The sequence below is a fragment of the Hydrogenophaga palleronii genome, from assembly GCF_031457455.1.
Lineage (GTDB): Bacteria > Pseudomonadota > Gammaproteobacteria > Burkholderiales > Burkholderiaceae_C > Hydrogenophaga > Hydrogenophaga palleronii_A.
Genome location: NZ_JAVDWU010000008.1, coordinates 219,505 through 239,587, shown reverse-complemented (window position 1 = coordinate 239,587; position 20,083 = coordinate 219,505). Strand labels below are relative to the sequence as shown.

13 protein-coding genes are annotated in these 20,083 nt (G+C 64.8%); 5 read left to right on the top strand and 8 right to left on the bottom strand.

Going from position 1 to position 20,083, the window contains the following annotated elements:
* Window positions 1–20: 20 nt before the first annotated feature.
* Entirely contained in the window at window positions 21–995 is a 975-nt protein-coding gene (locus J2W49_RS18640) for a LysR family transcriptional regulator (RefSeq protein WP_310319798.1), read from the bottom strand.
* A gap of 142 nt (window positions 996–1,137) precedes the next feature.
* Between J2W49_RS18640 and J2W49_RS18635 the strand changes: the two genes are divergently transcribed.
* The 5 genes from J2W49_RS18635 to J2W49_RS18615 all read left to right on the top strand — a co-directional run bounded on the left by J2W49_RS18635 (window position 1,138) and on the right by J2W49_RS18615 (window position 8,054).
* Complete coding sequence (locus tag J2W49_RS18635) at window positions 1,138–2,148, top strand: Bug family tripartite tricarboxylate transporter substrate binding protein (RefSeq protein WP_310319795.1); 1,011 nt, start codon at window positions 1,138–1,140, stop codon at window positions 2,146–2,148.
* 271 nt (window positions 2,149–2,419) lie between these two features.
* The gene (locus J2W49_RS18630; protein WP_310319792.1) at window positions 2,420–3,958 is read left to right on the top strand and encodes an amidase; all 1,539 of its coding nucleotides are present in this window, start codon (window positions 2,420–2,422) and stop codon (window positions 3,956–3,958) included.
* 234 nt (window positions 3,959–4,192) lie between these two features.
* Window positions 4,193–4,747, top strand: coding sequence for a hypothetical protein (locus J2W49_RS18625; protein WP_310319789.1), 555 nt, complete (start codon window positions 4,193–4,195; stop codon window positions 4,745–4,747).
* 761 nt (window positions 4,748–5,508) lie between these two features.
* Window positions 5,509–6,606, top strand: coding sequence for a patatin-like phospholipase family protein (locus J2W49_RS18620; RefSeq protein WP_310319785.1), 1,098 nt, complete (start codon window positions 5,509–5,511; stop codon window positions 6,604–6,606).
* A complete protein-coding gene (locus J2W49_RS18615; RefSeq protein WP_310319782.1) occupies window positions 6,603–8,054 on the top strand; it encodes a GntP family permease in 1,452 nt (483 codons plus the stop codon). The genes J2W49_RS18620 and J2W49_RS18615 overlap by 4 nt, the downstream gene beginning before the upstream one ends.
* A gap of 268 nt (window positions 8,055–8,322) precedes the next feature.
* On the opposite strand, the gene J2W49_RS18610 is transcribed toward J2W49_RS18615, so the two are convergent.
* The 7 genes from J2W49_RS18610 to J2W49_RS18580 all read right to left on the bottom strand — a co-directional run bounded on the left by J2W49_RS18610 (window position 8,323) and on the right by J2W49_RS18580 (window position 20,044).
* Window positions 8,323–10,788, bottom strand: a complete 2,466-nt coding sequence (locus tag J2W49_RS18610; RefSeq protein ID WP_310319779.1) for a PAS domain S-box protein — start codon at window positions 10,786–10,788, stop codon at window positions 8,323–8,325.
* A 279-nt stretch (window positions 10,789–11,067) separates the two neighbouring features.
* The gene (mgtE, locus tag J2W49_RS18605; RefSeq protein WP_310319776.1) at window positions 11,068–12,729 is read right to left on the bottom strand and encodes a magnesium transporter; all 1,662 of its coding nucleotides are present in this window, start codon (window positions 12,727–12,729) and stop codon (window positions 11,068–11,070) included.
* 5 nt (window positions 12,730–12,734) lie between these two features.
* On the bottom strand, window positions 12,735–14,633 hold the full coding sequence (locus tag J2W49_RS18600) for an SLC13 family permease (protein ID WP_310319773.1): 1,899 nt from the start codon (window positions 14,631–14,633) through the stop codon (window positions 12,735–12,737).
* 328 nt (window positions 14,634–14,961) lie between these two features.
* Window positions 14,962–15,651: a MarC family protein gene (locus J2W49_RS18595; RefSeq protein ID WP_310319771.1), complete on the bottom strand. Its 690-nt coding sequence runs from the start codon at window positions 15,649–15,651 to the stop codon at window positions 14,962–14,964.
* A 111-nt stretch (window positions 15,652–15,762) separates the two neighbouring features.
* Window positions 15,763–16,515 (bottom strand): 3'-5' exonuclease, encoded by a 753-nt coding sequence (locus J2W49_RS18590; RefSeq protein ID WP_310319768.1) that lies wholly within the window; start codon window positions 16,513–16,515, stop codon window positions 15,763–15,765.
* Window positions 16,516–16,521: 6 nt separating this feature from the next.
* The gene (locus tag J2W49_RS18585; protein WP_310319765.1) at window positions 16,522–18,405 is read right to left on the bottom strand and encodes a DUF294 nucleotidyltransferase-like domain-containing protein; all 1,884 of its coding nucleotides are present in this window, start codon (window positions 18,403–18,405) and stop codon (window positions 16,522–16,524) included.
* 10 nt (window positions 18,406–18,415) lie between these two features.
* The gene (locus J2W49_RS18580; protein ID WP_310319762.1) at window positions 18,416–20,044 is read right to left on the bottom strand and encodes a BCCT family transporter; all 1,629 of its coding nucleotides are present in this window, start codon (window positions 20,042–20,044) and stop codon (window positions 18,416–18,418) included.
* Window positions 20,045–20,083: the final 39 nt, after the last annotated feature.

The following is a 20,083-nucleotide window of genomic DNA, read 5'->3' as shown; positions in this document are numbered from 1 at the left end:
CGAACGCAACTCAAGCGGGTCTACATCTCTTTGGCCAGCACTTCGCGCAAATGATTGATGAAGGCCTGCACCGCATCGGGCAGATGGCGCCCCGCGAGGGTCTGGACCTCGAAGTGCCGCTCGTTCATTTCGCGGTCGCGCAGCGCGATGGCGCACACCTCGCCGTTGCGCAGGTGCTGGCGCAGCGCGGTTTCACCACAGAAGCTGACCGCCTGCGTGGCCGACACGTAGTTGATGAGCGGGTACAGGTGGCTGCTGGTGAACACCGGCTCGCAGTGCAGCCCCTGGCGGCTGCAACTGATGTCCAGCAACTGCCGCAAGGTGGACGCGGGGGCAGGCAAGGCCACCGGGTAGGCCAGCGCCTGCGCCAGCGACACCTGGCGCCGCGCGGCCAGGGGATGGCGCGGGGCCACCACCGCCAGCACCGGCGCAGGGTGGCGAAGCGCCACTTCCAAGCCTTTTTCTGAGGTGAGGCTGACGGTGACGCCAATGTCGGCCTCTCCTTCGCGCACCCGGCGTGTCACTTCCGCGTGCACGCACAGATCGAGCTGAAACACGATGCCCGGGCGCTGGGCCTGGAAGCCGGCTGTCAGCGTGGGCAGGAACTCGTGGGCAAAACCTTCTGTGGCCGCGATGCGCACCTGCCCCCTGCGCAGCCCCCGCAGGGCCAGGATGTCGTCGGTGACGCGCTCGATGTCCTGCCAGGCGCGCCGCGTGTGCGCCGCCAGCAGCTCGCCGGCCGAATTGAGCACCATGCCGCGCGCGCGCCGGTCAAAAAGCAGGGTGTCCAGCTCGCGCTCCAGGCGGGCAATCTGCCGGCTCACGGCCGAAGGCGCGACGTCCAGCCGGGCAGCAGCTTCGGTGACCGACCCGGCGTGCACCACTTCCATGAAATGCTGCAACGCCACCTCCTGCAGCACGCGCTGGTTGATGCTGCGGCGCGCGGTCTTCGGGGATGACTGGGCCAGGACAGGAATGCGGACGCGGGGTTTCATGTGCAGATGAGGCCAACGAAGGTTTGCGAATTTCGCAACTCTATATTGAGTTCATTGATCTTGCTGCTTGGGCAGCTCGTTCCTAGCATGAAGCTGTCACACATCACCGCACCCCGCTCAAATTCAAACGCCAGGATCCACCATGAACATAGCCAAGCTCTCGGCCTCGACACTGCCGCGCCGTCACTGGGTGGCCCTGGCCTGCAGCGTGGCCGCGTTGACCGTCTGGTCAGCGCCGGCGTTCGCCCAAACCACCTACCCCTCCAAGCCGATCACCATCGTGGTGCCTTTCCCACCCGGCGGCAGTGCCGACACCATCTCCCGTCTCGTGGGCCAGCGCCTCAGCGATCAGATGGGCCAGCCAGTGGTGATCGACAACCGGCCCGGCGCGGGCACGGTGGTGGGCGCCACTTATGTGGCCCGGGCGCCGGCAGACGGCTACACCTTGCTGATCAGTTCTGGTTCCACGTTCACGGCCAACCCCGCCATTCGGCCCAAGCTCGCCTACGACGCGGTCAAGAGCTTCGACCCGATCGCCATCGTCGGTCGCATTCCGCTCATCGTTCTGGCCAACACCAGCGTGCCGGTCAACAATGTGAAAGAGTTCGCGACGGCCATCAAGGCCACCCCGGACAAGTTTTCCTATGCATCATTCGGCAGCGGCACCACCTCGCACTTCACTGCAGAAATCGTTCTGCAGGCGGTGGGCGCCAAGCTCTTGCACATTCCCTACCGGGGCAGCGCGCCGGCCATGAGCGACCTGATCGGCGGGCGCGTGCCGTTTTCCGTGGACACGGTCACCGCCGCCCTTCCGCAGCTCAAGGCGGGCAAGGTCAAGGCCATTGCTGTGACCACATCCCAGCGCTCCTCGCAGTTGCCCAATGTGCCCACCTTCGCGGAATCGGGCTATCCAGAAGTGAACGCCGACACCTGGATCATGCTGGTGGCGCCCAAGGGCATACCCGCACCCGTGCGCAGCCAGCTGGAAAAGGCCATGGCGGACATCGTGGCCACGCCGAACATGCAGAAAGCCTTGCGCGAACAAGGGGCCGAGCCCGCGTTTTCTGGCGCCCAGGCCTCTGTCGAGCAGATTGAAAAGGAACTGCCGCTGATGCGGGCCATCGCGGTGCGCGCCAACATCCAGCCGGACTAGGGCCTGTTAACACTATTTTTTCAAGATGCGTTGCGGATCAAAAAGGCCATGCGCAAGGCGCAAAACGCAGCCGGGGTCGCCCCCGGCAAGGCTTTGCAACGCGGCGCATGACCTTTTTGGCCGCAACCCGAAGGGAATGGGTTGAAAACAGCGCCACTCGTTGTTGCACTCCTAGGCCAGACATCCAGTCTGGCCGTCGTCGCGCGCCTAGATTGGCGCTGTTTTCAACCCATTCGCACTTGCAAAAATAGTGTGAACAGGCCCTAATCCCATGAGCCTTGCATCCGCGACCACGCTGGCGGAAACCTCCGCCGTCGAACTGCGCCGCCTGATCGGCACGCGCGAACTCTCCCCCGTCGAGTTGCTTGAGGCTTGCATCGACCGCATTGAACGACTCAATCCGTTGGTGAACGCGATCACCGCCACCTGCTTCGAGCGCGCACGCGAAGAAGCCCGCGCTGCGGAAGCCGCCGTCATGCGGGGTGAACCACTGGGCCTGCTGCACGGCCTGCCGCTGGGCGTGAAAGACCTGGAGAACACGCAGGGCCTGCTCTCCACCCTGGGCACGCCCAGCCTGCGCAACCATGTGCCGTCGGCCGACAACGAACTGGTGGCCCGGCTGCGGCGCGCCGGTGCCATTGTGGTGGGCAAGACCAACGTGCCTGAGATGGGCGCCGGTGCCAACAGCCGCAACCCGGTCTGGGGCGCCACGGGCAATCCGTTCAACCCCAACCTGAATGCGGGCGGTTCCTCCGGTGGTTCAGCCGCCGCCCTGGCGCTGGACCTGCTGCCCCTCTGCACCGGATCGGACACCGGCGGTTCGCTGCGCATCCCGGCCGCCAAGTGCGGCGTGGTGGGCTTTCGCCCATCGCCCGGCATGGTGCCCAGCGTGCGCAAAAGCCTGGGCTGGTCGCCCATTTCGGTGGTCGGCCCCATGGGCCGCAACGTGGCCGACACCTGCCTGCAACTGGCCGCCACCGCCGGACCACATCCCGGTGACCCGCTGAGCTACCCGCTCGACACCATGGCCTTCCTGCGCCCTGCGCCGGCCGACCTATCGCGCCTGCGCGTGGCCTGGACCGAAGACTTTGGCCTGTGCGACGTGGACCCACTGGTGCGCCGCGCCATGCGCCAGAAGATCGCCGCCATGCGGCACCTGTTTGCCGCCTGCGACGAAGTCCCTTTCGACCTGGGCGACGCACACCGCTGTTTCGACATCCTGCGCGCCGAAGCTTTTGTGGCCGGCATGCGCAGCACCTACGAGGCCGACCCTGCCAGCCTGGGGCCGAATCCGCGCGCCAACTACGAGATGGGCGCAGGCATGAGCCTCCTGGACACGGCCTGGGCGCAGACCGAGCAGACCCGCATCGTGCATCGGTTCCAGCGCGTGTTCGCCGATTACGACCTCGTCCTCTCACCCACCACGCCGGTGTCGCCTTTCCCCTGGACCCAGCCCTGCGCCGCCACCATCGACGGCCGTGCGCAAGACAACTACTACCGCTGGCTCGCACTGACCTACGTGGTCACACTGACCACCCACCCCGCCATCAGCCTGCCCTGCGGACGCGACGAAAAAGACATGCCGTTCGGCCTGCAGGTGACCGGCCCGTTCCGGGGCGACCTGGCGCTGCTGGGCGCAGCGCAGGCGATGGAGCAGGCCTTTGAGCGGCATGCCACCCTGCGCCGGCCACGGCCCGATCTGACGCGCCTGGTCCCCGCAGACCCGCCCCTTCAGGCCATCGTCACCGCCGCGCCGGACGATCTGCACGCCCATGAGCCCACCGACGGGTTGGAGGCGTCGGTGGTGTGAGCTAGCGCATTGCTTCCTGGCAGGCCCTGGCTCGCAGGATCTGACAGGGGCACGCAAGCAGCCGATCCGGCTTGTGCGAACATCGCGGCCTTGTGGCTGAGAGCACCCCTACGTTCACCATATCTCGATCCAGGTTGCGGAGAAGCCGCTCCGAATATGGATTTGCACCGTCCTGATGTCTGAATTCGAATCAAGTACAAATTATTTCCCGAAAATTCCCGCAGTTATCAAACCATGCGAGCCAGCGAAACACCCTACTCGGATAAGTATATTTGGAAGTTGTTTGCCATAGCCGCCTTGCTTCTCATATTGCACTTCACCGTCTACGAAATCACGATTTCCGAAAATTCCTCTGCAAAGAGTCTGGCTGGAGAAGTCCTGACTGCCATAAGCCCCATCATCGCCGGCAGCGGGAACTACAGACCCTCTAATTTGCCTTACGAGGTTCCCTATTTGCAGCTTACGCTATCCCTTGTGGTGACGTTGCCTCTGGCCCTGATTCTTTTGAAATCAACGGCGAAAGAGGATCTCCAGAGAGCCCTGAATCACATGAAAGAGAGGAAAAATCTGACCATTGAGCACGCGGTCTTTGACATCCAATTATTTACCGCGATTGGCATATTAATGATGCTATTGATGCTACTTATTCCACCTTCATCAACTTATATTGGCCCTGCAAAAAGCAGCTTTTTTGGCATCATAGCACCCATCAAATATGCTTCATGCTCATTCGTAATTGCCAATTTGACTCTAATTTTCTTTATGTCATTTCGAGTCCGGTGGCGCTGAATTTAGCTTTAGAACTGTCGCACGAAGCAGGTGGATTGCTCTCACACTTCGGATTCAAAGATGTTGGCTCCGACGAACCATTCAGGGGCTCGTCAACCGAAATGTCCCCACACGCGATCAACTGAAGACGCGAGCTCAAAGCGAAAGAAGATGTCCGTCCGCAGCATGTGGAGCGAAGCCAACAATTCTGGCGATCTGGCTCTTTTTGACCATGCGGTAGCCTCTACCAGATGGTCACAGGCACACCACCGCAACTCGGCGTGGAATTCGATGTGATCCGGTACACCTGATTCCGGACGGCGTGCAAGCCCACTTGCAGACCAATGGACTGGAGGCGTCGGCGGTGTAGGTCCTACGCCAGCGTGGATGCAAGCCCGTGCGGCGGTCAAACCACGTGGCCAGCGCCTCCGGGGCCATGGGTTCGCTGGCCCGGCTGAGGTAGATGATTTCGTGAAGTGCCATGCTGCTTGAATGCACTAAGAGGCGATTCGGCACAATGCCGCTCAAGGCACGCCGCGCCAGCGCATTCAAGGACCCGATCACACTGCTGCTTGCCAAGCCTTGGAGCATGGGCAAGAAACGGCTTGCCGCAGGCTGCGAGCGGGCGCACCACGGAAATACCCCTGGGGAAGTCTGACATTTTGCACAAGGTGCATATGCGCAATACAACGCTGCCGATGCGCGGCCAGCGCCTTGGGTACGGGAACACCTTCTCCAGGAAATTGCTGCGATGCACAATAGCCCGTTGACAAGGAATCCGCATGCGCCAATCCCTGCCTCCCCGAGCCAGTGCCGCCAACCGCACAGTCCCCCGCCATCAAATCGACCTGGCCTTGCAAGGCGGTGGCTCGCACGGAGCCTTCACCTGGGGCGTGCTCGACCGGCTGCTGGAGGAAGACCGGCTGGAGATTGCCGCCATCAGCGGCACCAGTGCTGGCGCCATGAACGCGGTGGCAGTGGCGGCCGGCCTGATGGACGGTGGGCGCGAAGGGGCGCGCCGTGTGTTGCGTGACTTCTGGCTTCGGGTGTCGCAGGCTTCACCGTTTCACCATTTTCAGAACACCTCCATGGGCGCCCTGATGGGGCCCGCCGCCGACTGGCTCTCGCCCTGGATCGAACCCTGGAAACGCGTCGCCAGCCTGTGGGGGCATCAACTCTCGCCCTACCAGCTCAATCCCTTGAACCTCAACCCGCTGCGGGACATCCTGGTGGAAACGGTGGACTTCGATCGCGTGCGCCATTGCCACAAGACGCAGCTCTTCATCGCTGCCACGCAGGTCCGCACCGGTGCGCTGCGCGTGTTCGACCAGCGCACGCTCAATGCCGACATGGTGATGGCTTCGGCCTGCCTGCCGTTGATGTTCCAGGCGGTGGAGATCGAAGGCGAGGCTTACTGGGACGGTGGCTATGCGGGCAACCCTTCGCTGATGCCGCTGATCACCGAGAGCCAGGCCGACGACCTGTTGCTGGTACAGATCAATCCCATTGAGCGCCCAGCGCTGCCCACCAGCGCCGGCGACATTCTCGACCGCATCAACGAAGTCACCTTCAATGCCAGCCTGGTCAAGGAGATGCGCTCCATCGCCTTGCTCAAGCAGTTGATTGCCGACGAGGGCCGACCGGGCCACACCTACCGCAACCCCCTGTTCCAACGCGTTGACGCGCTGCGCGTGCACCTGATCGACGGCGGGGCGTCACTGACGCCGCTGGGCGCAGGCAGCAAGACCGCCACTCACTGGGCCTTTTTGTCGCAGTTGCACGACCTGGGCGTCAAAGCCGCAGACAGCTGGCTGAACCAGCACGGTGATGCGATCGGCGTGCGTAGCAGCCTGGACCTCTCTGGATTGCAGGCGTCATGAGCAGCATCCTTGGCATCGTGCTGGCGCTGGTGCTGCTGATGGCCCTGGCCTACCGGGGTGTGAGCGTGCTCATCCTGGCACCGCTCATGGCCTTGTTGGCCGCCCTGTTCACGCCCGGCGCGCCACTGCTGGCCAGCTACACCCAGGTGTTCATGCCGGCGCTGGGCAGCTTCGTGATCGCGTTTTTTCCACTGTTCCTGCTGGGCGCGGTGTTCGGCAAGCTGATGGAAGCCTCCGGCGCGGCAAGGATCATTGCGCAAGGCATCGTCACCGGCCTAGGCGAGCAGCGCGCCGTCCTGGCCATCGTGCTCGCCTGCGCCGTGCTCACCTACGGCGGGGTGTCGCTGTTCGTGGTGGCCTTCGCGGTCTACCCCATTGCGGCGGCACTCTTCCGCCACGCCGATGTGCCCAAACGCCTCATTCCTGGCACCATCGCGCTGGGTGCTTTCACCTTCACCATGACGGCACTGCCTGGCACGCCGGCCATCCAGAACGCCATTCCCATGCCCTACTTCGGCACCACGCCGTTTGCCGCGCCGGGGCTGGGGCTGATCGGCGGCGTGGTGATGCTGGTGCTGGGCACGCTGTGGCTCACGCGCCGCGCGGCGCGTGCCAGGGATCAGGGCGAAGGCTACGGCGACGATGCCGATGCACCTGCGCTGGACGATCCCGCCAATGCGTCGAAAGCCAGTGCGACGGGTCGTCCAGCGAATGTGCCGTCGGCGCCCCCTCTCGCGTTCAGCGGCCACGCCTTCGCCCTGGCGATGGCGCCAGTGGTGCTGGTGATCGCGCTCAACTACGCTCTGGCCACCTGGGTGTTTCCTTCTTTGAACACCGCCTACCTGGCCGAGGCCCGCTTTGGCGCCACCCACATCAACAACCTGCGCGGCATCTGGGCCGTGATCGGCGCACTCAGCGCCGCCATCGTGTTGTTACTGGTGCTGCAACGCCGGCATTTGACGACCCTGGTTCCCACACTGGAAGCCGGTGCCACCAGTTCGGTGCTGCCGCTGCTCAACACCGCATCTCAAGTAGGCTTCGGCGCGGTGATCGCCTCGCTCGCGGGCTTCACCTTGATTCGCGACGCGGTACTGGGCATTGCACCGGGCAACCCGCTGGTAAGCATGTCGATCGCGGTCAACATCCTGGCTGGCATCACCGGCTCAGCGTCGGGTGGCATGAGCATTGCGCTTCAGACGCTGGGCGACACCTGGCTGGCCATGGGCCAGGCGGCAGGCATTGCTCCCGACCTGCTGCACCGCGTGACCGCGATCGCCACCGGCGGACTCGACGCCCTGCCCCACAACGGCGCCGTGATCACCCTGCTGGGCATCTGCGGGCTGTCACACCGCAAGAGCTATTTCGACATCTTTATGGTGGCGGTGGCCTTCCCGCTGCTGGCGCTGGTGGCGGTGGTGACGCTGGGCACGGTGTTCGGGAGTTTTTGATCTTGAAACGCAGAGGGGTTTGGCGCTGCGGAGGTGTTTCATCTCACCGCGCGGCGCGGGGCGTTCCAAGCCCTTTCCGGCGCGAAATGCCCCGTCCAGAGATACCGAGGAACCGGCTTTGCCGGGCCTCTGGTATGCCTTGCAGGCCGCAGCCTCGCCAGAGTCGAGGCTTCTTCGGGCTGTCCAAGCCTGCGCAGGCAGGCTTGAAGCCGCGGCCCTCAGCCCCCTTGAGGGGGTGACGCGAAGCGGCGCGGGGGGGTGTTTCATCTCACCCCGGCAAAGTGAAGCAGAACACTGCGCCTTCTCTCACCTTCCCTTCGCCACGCACCTTGCCACCATGGCGCTCGATCACGCGGTGCACCGTGGCCAGCCCCACACCCGTGCCTTCGAATTCGTGGTGGGCATGGAGGCGCTTGAAGGGCTGGAACAACTGCTCGGCGTAGGTCATGTCAAAGCCCGCGCCGTTGTCACGCACACAGAATTCCTGACGGCCATCGGCATGCCGCTGTCGGGTGAAGCTGATGCGGGCCTGCGTGGTCTGGCTGGTGTATTTCCACGCGTTGCCCAGCAGGTTCTGCAACACCACCCGCATGAGTCCCGCGTCTGCCTGCACGATCAGGCCATCTTCAATGTGCCATTCAACCGACCGCCCCGTTTCGCCCCCTGCGATCTCGGCCATGATGGATCGCGCCAGTTCGCTGAGATCGACGCGCTCGCACTGAAGGTCGGCGCGGCTGAGGTGGGCCATGCTCAGCATGTCGGTGATCAGATTGCCCATGCGGCGCGCCGAACGCTGGATACGTTCCAGGTAAGACCGTCCCTCTCCGCGGATCTGATCGCCGAACTCCGCGTCAAGCAGGCTCGCGTAGCCGTCGATGCTGCGCAGGGGCGTGCGCAGATCGTGCGAGACGCTGTAGGCAAAGGCTTCCAGGTCGCGGTTGAGCACCGTCATCTCGCGCGTGCGTTCGGCCACTCGCTGTTCAAGTTCTTCGTTCAGGCGCATCAGCGCTTCTTCTGCCTGGTGCATCTGCGTGATGTCCTGCACAGTGCCAAAACTGCGCACCAGCCGCTCGCCCTGGAACTCTCTCTGGCCGGTTTCGCGCACATGCTTCACTCGGCCGTCTGGCATAAGCAGCCGGAACACCAGGTCAAAAGGCTGGCGGGTCAGCTCGGATCGCTGATAAGCCTCGTGCATCCAATCCCGGTCATGCGGATGCACGATGGAATAAAAGCTCTCCATCGTGACCGTGAAGGTCGCAGGATCGACCTCGAATATGCGGTAGATTTCATCGGACCAGAGGATGACGCCGGTGGTCGGGTTGTGCTCCCAACTGCCCACATGGGCCAGCCTCTGGGCCTCCTTCAGGCGTGTCTCGCTGTCTCTTAATGCACGCTCTGCCCGGCGGCTTTCGGTGATGTCCTGCACCGTGAACTGCAACAGCTTCCAGCCTTCGGATTCAAAGCACATGAGGTTCACTTCGCCGTCCCATTGGGTGCCATCGGGACGCTGGTGCAGCCAGTCGAACTTGACCGACCCCTTCTTGACGGCCTGTGCGACAAAAAAGCGAGCCTTTTCGTCGAAGGGCGTGCCGTCATATTGCTTCGGTGCAGAAAACACCTCGGGTGACCTGCCCAGCACGTCGGACCGCTGCTCATAGCCATAGATGCGGCACGCGGCCTGGTTGCAGTCGATGATCCGGCCGGTCCTGGCGTCCATCACCACGATGGGCACATGCGAGCTCTCGAACAGCCTCACTCGGACGGCTTCGTTGGCCTCTGCCACGGCCTGGTTGCGCGCCACCCGCATCAGGAGCACGCTGATGAGACCGCCACACATGAACAGCAGGGCGGCGAGTGTCGCTGTCACCGCGCGGCCGCGCTTGAGGGCGGGTGAAAGGGGCAGCATCACGGAGGCATCGGCCAGACCCACTGCCACCACCAGCGGATGGGGCGTGATGCGCCGCCAGCCGTAAGTGCGTGCCACATCGTCCAGTTGGCCCTTGACGTGGTAAATGCCGTGCGGGAGGTCCGGGGCCTGCACATAAGGTCTGGAAGACGTGAGTTGCACGCCCATGGCCTCGCTGTTGGCCCGGCTGCGCGCCATGAAGGTGCCATCGGCATGGATGAGGGACACCACGTCCTGGTCGGACAACTGCAGAGTGGCCAGCTTTTGCGCCACCGCGTCACTTGACACCATCAACTGGATCACCCCAGCGAACTGGCCGTCTCGCATGATGGGGCGACCGACGATGAAGATCCATCGTCCGGTCAGGCGCGAAGCGACCGGCTTGCCAATGTGGATTCTGTCGCCACCCGCTCTCTGGGCCTGAAAATGCGCCCGGTCGCCCACGTAGGTGCCAGCTTCCTGACCGAGGCTGTTGTAGACCACATAGCCGTCGGCATCCACCACGCTGGCGTGGCTCACAAACCCCGCAGGCAAGATCTCCAGCACGTTGCGAACCGCTGGATCGAAGCCCGCCGGATCGCGCAACCAGTCACGACGCAGGTCCATCAGCTTCAGATCGAGCATGCTCATCAGAATGCCCACCTGCCCGGCCATGGCGTCGGCCAGGTGCAGGCTGCGCTGCCCGGCTTGCTGCATGAGCTGCTCGCGCAACTGGTCCCGGGAGCGCTCCGCCTGCCACCACAGCACACTGACCGCCAGCAGGGTGAACAGCATCACCGCCGACACCAGCGCACGCGAGCGGGTATTCACCGCGGTCCCGCGTGCCACGGCTGTGCTCCCTTCAGACCATGCCGGCATCCGGGCAAGCTCAGAACGCTTGGAGGGGTGAAGGGATGGCATCAACGACACATTGTGTAACGTCTCGGCATTCTCGCAATGAAATGGCCCCCGTGGTGTGAGAGGTTTGGCATCTGCTCGGGAATTCTCCCGTGAACAACTGAATTCGGCCTGACGGCTGAGCCCGTCTGCCATGCATGGCCTGCTATGGTCGGAGCGAAGAATCGGAACGGATGCGCAGCCCGGCCCGCGCGACTCTTGCGCACAGCTTCAGACGAGCCAGAGACTGGCCAACCCCAGGAAGGCAAAAAAGCCGATCACGTCGGTGACGGTGGTGAGCACCACGCTGCCTGCCAGCGCTGGGTCGATGCCCATGCGCTGCAGCAGCAGCGGAATGGCCAGGCCGGCCAACGCCGCGCACAAGAGGTTGATGAGGATGGCGGCACCGAGCACGCCACCCAGCCCCCAGTTGCCAAACCAGACCACCGCCAGCAAGGCGATGACCGCCGCCCACAGCAGGCCGTTGAGGACCGAGGTGCCCATTTCCCGTTGCAGCAGCACGCGCAGGTTGCCCTTCTGGATCTGGCCCAGCGCCAGCCCGCGGATCATCAGGGTGAGCGTCTGGCTGCCTGCAATGCCGCCCATGCTGGCCACGATGGGCATCAGCACGGCCAGTGCCACCAGTTGCTCCAGCGTGGCTTCAAAGCGGCCGATCACCCAGGCGGCCAGGAAAGCGGTGACGAGGTTGATGCCCAGCCACACCGCGCGCCGGCGCGCGCTCACCAGCACGGGCGCGAACATGTCGGCCTCGTCGTCCAGGCCGGCCATCTGCATCAACGCGCGGTCGGCGTCTTCGCGGATCAGGTCGACCACATCGTCCACCGTGATGCGCCCGACCAGGCGTTGATCGGCATCCACCACCGGGGCGGAGAGCAGGTCATGGTCCTGGAACAGTCGGGCCACTTCGGTAGCCGGCATGTCCAGCGCAATGCCGGCCACATCGGTGTGCATCACCTCCGACACGCGCCACGTGGGATCGGCCGTCACCAGCGCGCTCAAGCGCAGTACGCCCTGGTACAGGCCCTGGCGGTCCATCACCATGAGCTGGTCGGTGTGCGACGGCAGCGTGTCGAGCAGGCGCAGGTAGCGCAGCACGGCACCGATGCGCACCTCGGCACGGACCTCGATGAAATCGGTGTCCATCAGGCCACCGGCGGAGTCTTCCGGATGTGCCAGCAGGGTTTCGACTTGCTCGCGCCGGGCACCGCTGGTGGCCTGCATCAGCAGGTCGCTCAGGTCGTTCGGCAGCTGCTGGATCAGGTCGACCAGATCATCGAGATCGAGCGGCAGAACGGCAGCCACCAGATCGTCCGGGTCGAGCTCACGGGCCAGCGTGGCGCGGATTTCGTCGTGCAGGTAGGTGAGCACCTTGCCGGCCCGATCGGTTTCAACCATGCTCCACACCACACCGCGCTCAGACGGTGGCAGGGCTTCCAGCAGGCCAGCCACTTTCGCCGGGTGCATGCGGTGCAACAGCTTGCCGACCCGCTTGAGCCGGTCTTCGGACACTGCCTCGCGCACCGCCGCCAGCTGGTTAACCGCGTCCACCGAGAGCCGGGAATCGTCTGAATCGCCAGTGTCAACAGACCCACTTGGCTCGCCCCGCTCTGCCGCATCGGCAGCGAGCTGCCGGGCCAGCGCAGCCTTCAGGTGCGGCAGGATGCGCCCTTCCATGGACGCAGACACCTGTTGCCAGAGTGCGTCGCGCTCTTCCCGCCCCAGCGCTTCCACGAGCGCGGCGATCTTGGCCGGGTGCATGCGCGCGAGCAGCTTGCGCACCCGCTTGTAGCGGCGTTCGCGCAGCGCCTGAACAATGCGTTCGCTGTCGGTGACCGGGCCGACGTCAGGTGGGTGCGTGGGTGGTTTCTGCATGGCGTTCACAAGGGCCAGACGATGAGCAGCAAGGGCAGGCTGACGGCGACCACCAGCAATTCCAGGGGCAGACCCAGGCGCCAGTAGTCACCAAAACGAAACCCGCCCGGCCCCAGGATGAGGGTGTTGTTCTGGTGACCGATGGGGGTGAGGAAGGCACACGAGGCGCCAATGGCCACGGCCATGAGGAAAGCGTCCGCATTCACCCCCAGGGCGCTCGCGGTGCCGATGGCGATGGGGCACATCACCGCCGCGGTGGCGGCGTTGTTCATCAGGTCGGACAGCGTCATGGTGACCACCAGCACCAGTGCCAGTGCCCCCACGGCATGGCCTTGCGCCACACCCTCCATGAGCAGGCGCGCGATGAGATCGGCCGTGCCGGTGCTGGCCATGGCCCCAGCCACGGGAATAAGTGCGGCCAGCAGGGTGATCACCGGCCAGTCGATGCTTTCGTAGACGCTGCGCGGCGGCACGGTGCGCAGCACCATGGAAGCCAGCACGCCCAGTGCGAACGAGATCGCCGCCGGCAGCAGGCCGAAGGCGGCACTTCCCACCGCCAGCGCCATGACCCCGCCCGCCAGCCAGGCCTTGCGCGAGCTGGGAATGTGCAGTTCTCGCTCGGCCAGCGGCACACAGCCTTTGTCAGCCGCGAATGCGCCGATGGCCTCTGGCGGACCTTGCATCAGCAGCAGGTCGCCCACCCGGAACGGCCATTCACGCAGCCGCCCCATGGACCGCAGCCCTTGGCGCGACACCGCCAGCAGGTTGATGCCATACCGCGTGCGCAGCAACAGATCGCTGGCCGTCTGCCCCTGCAGGCTGGAGCCCGGCAGCACCGCCAGCTCCATCAAAACGATGTCGCGCGAGGGTTCTGCGCGGGACCTGTCTGCTTCGCCTGCTTCGTCATCGCCACCTTCGGGGCGTTCTGACACAGCCTCATGCGCCGCGTCCGATGCAGCCCCGGTTTCGGCCACCGCGTCGAGATCTGCGTCTTCGGCAGGCGTGTCCACGGGCCGCTTGGCCTCCTCCAGCCGCAACCCCAGCCGCGACAACAGGCCAGACAAGGCATCGGCCTCGGCTTCAACAATCAGGATGTCGCCCGCCAGCACGCGGCGGTAGGCACTCGGAGCGTTCACCCGCATTTCGTGCCGCACGAGGCCCACCACCTGCGCACCGGCGTCTTCCAGTTGTTTCTCGATTTCGCGCAGCGTCTGGCCCGTGCACTGGCTGGTTTCAGGCACCCGCACCTCGGTCAGGTAGGCTCCGGTTTCGAAACCTTCCATGCCGGCCTGCCGGCGCACCGGCACCAGCCGCCACCCCACCAGCGCCACAAAGGCAATGCCCACCAGCGCCACCGCGAGCCCCACCGGGGTGAAGTCGAACATGCCGAAGCCGCCCGCCCCCTGCTGCGCCCGAAAGCCCGACACGATGAGGTTGAGCGGCGTGCCGATCAGCGTCGTCATGCCGCCCAGAATGGTGCCAAAGGCGAGTGGCATCAGCACACAGCCGGGTGACATGTCCAGCCGTTTGGCCAGTTGCATGGCCACCGGCATCAGCAGCGCCATGGCGCCCACGTTGTTCATGAAACCCGACAACAGAGCCCCCAGACCCACCAGTGAGAGCAGGCTCAGGGTGGGACCGGCCTCATGCGGAAGCACCCGGCGCGCCAGCGCATCCACCGCGCCCGAGGTCTGCAGGCCACGGCTGAGCACCAGCACGCAGGCCACCGTGATCACGGCCGGATGACCAAAACCTGAAAAGGCCTCGTCCGCAGAGACCACCCCGCCCAGCACGGCGGCGAGCAGCGCACCCACCGCCACCATGTCGTGGCGCCAGCGACCCCAAAGGAACAGGCCGACGGTGACGGCAAGAATGGCAAGAATGACGTACTGGTCCTGGCTCATGAAGCTCCCACGGGTGGGCAGCGCGCGCTGCAATCACCGGCCCTGTTGAGCCGGCAAGCGAAGTATGAAGGTCCGCGCACAGGCCAACGCAGCAAGCATGCAGCAGAACCCTCAACGGGGCGAGAGGACCCCTACCCAGAGATACCGTGGAACCGGCTTTCCCGGGCCAACGGTATCGCCCATCAAAGGGCGACGCGCAAAGGGCGGCGCAGGGGAGGGCAATCCTTCCGGCGCGAAATGCCCCTATCCAGAGATACCGTGGAACCGGCTTCGCCGGGCCACCGGTATCGCCCCCTTGAGGGGGTCGAGCGAAGCTCGGCGGGGTCTTTCATGTGATAACCGACACCAGCAACCCACGCAGCAGTTCGCTCAGACCATCCCACACGATCTGCACGCCCAGGCACAGCAAAATGAAAGCCGACAAACGCAGAAAGATCACGGTGCCGGCCTCGCCCAGCGGCTTGAGCAGCCGTTCGGCGTGGCGAAACGCCAAATAAAGCAGGACACCGATGGCAAACAGCGCCAGCGTTCCCCCCGCCATGTAGGCCACCGATCGCGCAATGCGCTCATCGTTGAGCGACACGCCCACCGTGATCGCTGCCGCAATGCCCCCTGGCCCACAGCTGATCGGGAAAGTCAGCGGATAAAAGGCCTGGCGCTTGGCCATCTCGGGCGTGAAGGACTCGGCCAATTCGGTGCGGCTGTCGACCGTGGCCTGCGTGGCGGTGATGAGCCGCCAGGCAGTGGCCGCCACGATCAGGCCACCGCCCACCCGCACGATGGGCAGCGAGATGCCAAAGAATTCCAGCACGTACGAACCCACCAGCATGGAACCCAGCATGAGCGCAAACATGTTGCGTGCGATTTTGCGCGCGAGCATGGCCCGCGTGCGCGGCGAAGCACCCTCCGTGAGCCCCAGGAAGATGGGCGCGGTGGCCGCCGGGTTCAGGATGGGTAGCAGCGCGGCAAAGACGAAGAGGAAGCTCTTCCCAAATGCCAGAACAAGTTCGAAGTTCATGTGCTGAGTGTGACAGGGGCAAGGGATGGGTATTCCAGGGGCGATCGGCTGAACCTTTCGCTGCCAAGCTACAGCGCCATGTGCAGGCTCATGCGAAAGACCATTTACCTCTCAGTGCCACAGGTCGCGCAGCGGCGTCTGCGGCCCGAACCTGTGCGCCACCTGGGCCTGCAGCAGCTCGGCCGAAGCCAAAGCGTCGGACAGGGCATGGTGCAGACGATAGCGCGGCAAGCCGTAGCGCATCCGGCTGGCTGCCAGCCGGATGGACACTTGCGGGGGTGGCTTCGACCGCCACAGGCGCCGCCACCAGGGGGGTGGCGGACGGCGGTGCAGCCGGGCCTCCAGCTCCATGGTGTCAATGACCGGAAACTCGATGCCCTCGCCCAGACGCCGCCGCAGACCCTGGTCGAGAAACTGGCGTTCGATGTCGCGGCAGTGCACCACCATCACCTGACCCGCCATGACCGACAGCAGTTCGCCCAGCACATCGTCCAGATCCGGCGCCTGGCGCAACTGCTGGTGGGTGATGCCGTGAAAGGTGATCGCCTCGTCGACCAGCGGCACACGCGGCTTGAGCAACCAGTGCCGCCCCTGGCTGGCCCGAATGCGGTCGAGCGACATCGGCACCAGGCCCACACTGACGATGCCGTCGGTGGCCGGATTCAGCCCGGTCGTCTCCACGTCCAGTGCCAGCAGGGGCACGTCCTGCAGTGGCGTGTCGCCGGAGACCGCACCGGCGGCGTAGAAGGCATGCAGACGAGAGTCGCGGGCCGACTGCCTCAGAGCAGTGAAGCGGGCCGACCAGTCCACCACATCAGCCGTGCCGACAGGCTTTGGGTCGCGCAACAGGCCTGCGTGCAGCATGCGGGCTCAACGTGCCGACTGGTGCCGGAACTTCAGGTAGTCCTGCGCCTGGTCCAGCACCAGGAAGGCATCGCGCAGGTTCTTGCGTTCGAAGTCCGACAGGCGATCGGGCGACAGGGAATTGCCGGGCCGCTGGCCGTTCTTGAGGTCTTCAGCCTGGGCGCGAAAGCGCACGAAGGCCAGGAATTCCAGCGCGTCGTGCAGGTCGGGCCCCCGACCGGGCGACAGCACACCCGCCTTGATCACGTCGTCGAGCCGGTCAAACGAATTGATGGCTTCCGAACCCACGGCCAGCGCATGCACGCGGATCAGGTCGGTCAGCGGCGCCGTCCCCCGTCGCTTGAGGTTGATGCCTGCGCTGTGGCGACCGTCGGCCTCCAGCACAAACCCCTTGAAGAAGCCCAGCGGCGGCGTGCGCAACAAGGCGTTGCGCGCCATGCTGGCCAGAAATCGCGGGTGCAGCCGGGCCTGGCGCGCTATGTCACGCCGCAGGCTGTCGGCCCACTCGGTACGGCCGTGCACGCCGTCCAGATCGAAGAAGATGTTGCTGTTGAGCAGGCCTTCAGCGCTGGGCTGTTCGATCCAGTTCTTGAAGTACCCCTGCCATACCCGCAGCGGCTGGCGCCAACGGGGGTTGGTGGCCATCACATCGCCGGTGCACAGGGTGTAGCCGCAGCGGGCCAGGCTTTCGGTGACGAAGCGGGCCAGGGCTTCAAAGTAGGCGTCGTGGCTGGCGGGATCAAACCGGTTGTCCAGCACCAGGGCGTTGTCCTGGTCGGTGACCACGCCCTGCTCCTGGCGGGCCATCGAGCCCAGCGCCAGAAAGCAGTAAGGCACCGGCGGCGGGCCCAGCGTCTGCTCTGCCAGCTCCAGCAAGCGTTGCTTGAACGCTCGCCCGATGGCCGACATGGCACTGCCCACCACACGGGCACTGGCGTGCTCGCCCAACATGCGCAAGAAACTGTTGCGCACCTCGGGCACGAGCGACTCCAGTTCCTCCACACCCTGCGCGCGACCGATGCGACCGACCACGAACAGGCTGTTGCCGGATTCAAAACGGATGATGTCCGACAAGGCCACCACCCCGACGGCGCGTCCGCCTCGAATCACCGGCAGATGGTGCACCTTGTGGCGCAGCATCAGCGCCATGGCCTCGAACACCAGCCGGTTGTGCTCGATGGCGATCACCTCGGTGCTGGCGATGTCGACCACCGGCGTGCTTTGCGGCAGGCCCTGGGCCAACAGCCGGCTGCGCAGATCGCGGTCGGTGAGGATGCCGGCCATCCGGCTGGTCGGTGTTCCGTCTTCACCCGCTGGACCCCCTTCATCAACGAGCAAGAGCGACGAGACGCCGGCCTCGGTCATGCGTCGGGCAGCCTCCTGTGCGCTGCCGTGAGGCGACAGGGTCACCGGCTCGCGCTCGACCAGACGGCCCACGGTGGCCGACAGCAGGGTGTTGCCTGCCTGCTGGCGCGAGACCGCCTTCTGCAGCCGCGTGCGGTCCTCCGTCTCCACTTGATCGGCAAAAACCTCGTTGCTCTCGAAGAGTTCGGTGAACATCGGCTCTGGCAGCAGGTAGAGCAGCGTGTCTTCCTGCGCCACCGCCGGAAAACGCACCTTCTTGCGGTGCAGCAGGCCGAACTCGCCAAAGTAGCCGCCCTCGGTCAGGCGGTTGTAGAGCGTGCCGTCGCGCCGGTAGACCTCGACCACGCCGCTGCGCACGATGTGCCAGAACAGCGCGGCCTGACCGAACTCGACGATGCGCGTGCCGGCCTTGCAGTAGCGCACGTCGATGGCACCACCGACACGCGCCAGCGTGTCTTCATCCAGTTCCTGGAACGGCGCGTGCTGCCGCAGGAACCGAATGATGTCGTGCCGTTCGTCGTCCATGCAGCGTCGATCAGGCCCTGGGCTCCGTAGCCAGGCCCTTGATCACCGACACGGTGGCCACCAGCAGCACCACCGCAAAGGGGAAGCCGGTCGACACCGCCATGGCTTGCAGGGCCACAAGGCCGCCGCCCAGGATCAGCGCAATCGCCACCAGCCCTTCAAACACGCACCAGAACACGCGCTGCGGGGTGGGGGCGTCGATCTTGCCGCCGGCAGAGATCACGTCGATCACCAGCGAGCCGGAGTCCGACGAGGTGACAAAGAACACCACCACCAGCACGATGGCCAGGAACGAGGTAATCTGCGCCAGAGGCAGCACCTCCAGCATCAGGAACAGCTGCAGCGGCAGGTCGGCGCCGGCCACGGCCTGGAAGCCGTCATTGACCAGCTGAAGGATGGCCGTGCTGCCAAACACCGTCATCCAGAGCACACAGGCCAGCGAGGGCACGATCAGCACCGACACGATGAATTCACGCACGGTACGGCCCCGCGAAACGCGCGCAATGAACATGCCCACGAACGGTGACCAGGAAATCCACCAGGCCCAGTAGAAGGCGGTCCAGCCCTGCGAGAAGTTGGCGTCGTCCCGGCCCACCGGGTTGGCCAGTGCCGGCAGGTACTGCAGGTAGGCGCCCAGGTTGTCGAAGAAGCCACTCAGAATGGCGATCGTCGGCCCCACGGCAATCACGAACACCAGCAGCAGGATCGCGAGCACCATGTTGATCTCGGACAGCCGCTTCACGCCCGCATCCAGCCCGGCCAGCACCGAGATCAGCGCGATCGCGGTGATGCCGATCACCAGCACGATCTGCGTCGTCTCGCCCAGCGGCACACCAAACAGGTGGTTCAGGCCCGCCGCCGCCTGCGAGGCACCCAGCCCCAGCGAGGTGGCCAGACCAAACATGGTGGCCAGCACCGCGAGAATGTCGATCACATGCCCGGGCCAACCCCAGATGCGCTCGCCCAGCAGCGGGTAGAAAACCGAACGGATGGTCAGCGGAAGGCCCTTGTTGAAGGAGAACAGCGCCAGCCCCAGCGCCAGGATGGCGTAGATCGCCCAAGGGTGCAGGCCCCAGTGGTAGATGGTGGCGGCCATGGCCAGGCGCCGTGAGGCGTCGGCGTCACCGGCCGCAGCACCCAGAGGCGCCCAGTCGGTGCGCACGCCGTTTTCCAGCGCGGTGCCGCCCATGGCGCTGCCGAAGTGCGACAGCGGTTCGGACACGCCATAGAACATCAGCCCGATGCCCATGCCGGCAGCGAACAGCATCGAGAACCAGCCCAGGTAGCTGTAATCCGGCTTGGCTTCGGTGCCGCCCAGCCGCACCTTGCCCAACGGCGAAATGGCCAGGCCCAGACAGACCAGCACAAAAATGTTGCCCGCCGCAATGAAGAACCAGTCCAGTTTAGATGTCAGCCAACCGCGCATGGCTGAGAACATCGGTTCGGCCGCCGTCTGAAACATCAGGGTCAGCAGCACAAAGGCAATCACCGCCAGGCTCGAGATGGCAAACACCCGGTTGTGGATGTCCAGACCCAGGGGGCCGAGCTGGACCACGATGTTGTCCTGGCCCACCCGGTAGTCCGTGTCGATGGGGTTGACCCGGCCATCGGGCTTCATGGGGTCACTGATCTCATTCATCGATTCGTCCTCTCAAGGTTGCACTGGCCAGGAGCCAAC

Bases quoted from the DNA above. Each gene is read 5' to 3' on its own strand.
- J2W49_RS18640 (WP_310319798.1), bottom strand. From the start codon at position 995: ATGAAACCCCGCGTCCGCATTCCTGTCCTGGCCCAGTCATCCCCGAAG.
- J2W49_RS18635 (WP_310319795.1), top strand. From the start codon at position 1,138: ATGAACATAGCCAAGCTCTCGGCCTCGACACTGCCGCGCCGTCACTGG.
- J2W49_RS18630 (WP_310319792.1), top strand. From the start codon at position 2,420: ATGAGCCTTGCATCCGCGACCACGCTGGCGGAAACCTCCGCCGTCGAA.
- J2W49_RS18625 (WP_310319789.1), top strand. From the start codon at position 4,193: ATGCGAGCCAGCGAAACACCCTACTCGGATAAGTATATTTGGAAGTTG.
- J2W49_RS18620 (WP_310319785.1), top strand. From the start codon at position 5,509: ATGCGCCAATCCCTGCCTCCCCGAGCCAGTGCCGCCAACCGCACAGTC.
- J2W49_RS18615 (WP_310319782.1), top strand. From the start codon at position 6,603: ATGAGCAGCATCCTTGGCATCGTGCTGGCGCTGGTGCTGCTGATGGCC.
- mgtE (WP_310319776.1), bottom strand. From the start codon at position 12,729: ATGCAGAAACCACCCACGCACCCACCTGACGTCGGCCCGGTCACCGAC.
- J2W49_RS18600 (WP_310319773.1), bottom strand. From the start codon at position 14,633: ATGAGCCAGGACCAGTACGTCATTCTTGCCATTCTTGCCGTCACCGTC.
- J2W49_RS18595 (WP_310319771.1), bottom strand. From the start codon at position 15,651: ATGAACTTCGAACTTGTTCTGGCATTTGGGAAGAGCTTCCTCTTCGTC.
- J2W49_RS18590 (WP_310319768.1), bottom strand. From the start codon at position 16,515: ATGCTGCACGCAGGCCTGTTGCGCGACCCAAAGCCTGTCGGCACGGCT.
- J2W49_RS18585 (WP_310319765.1), bottom strand. From the start codon at position 18,405: ATGGACGACGAACGGCACGACATCATTCGGTTCCTGCGGCAGCACGCG.
- J2W49_RS18580 (WP_310319762.1), bottom strand. From the start codon at position 20,044: ATGAATGAGATCAGTGACCCCATGAAGCCCGATGGCCGGGTCAACCCC.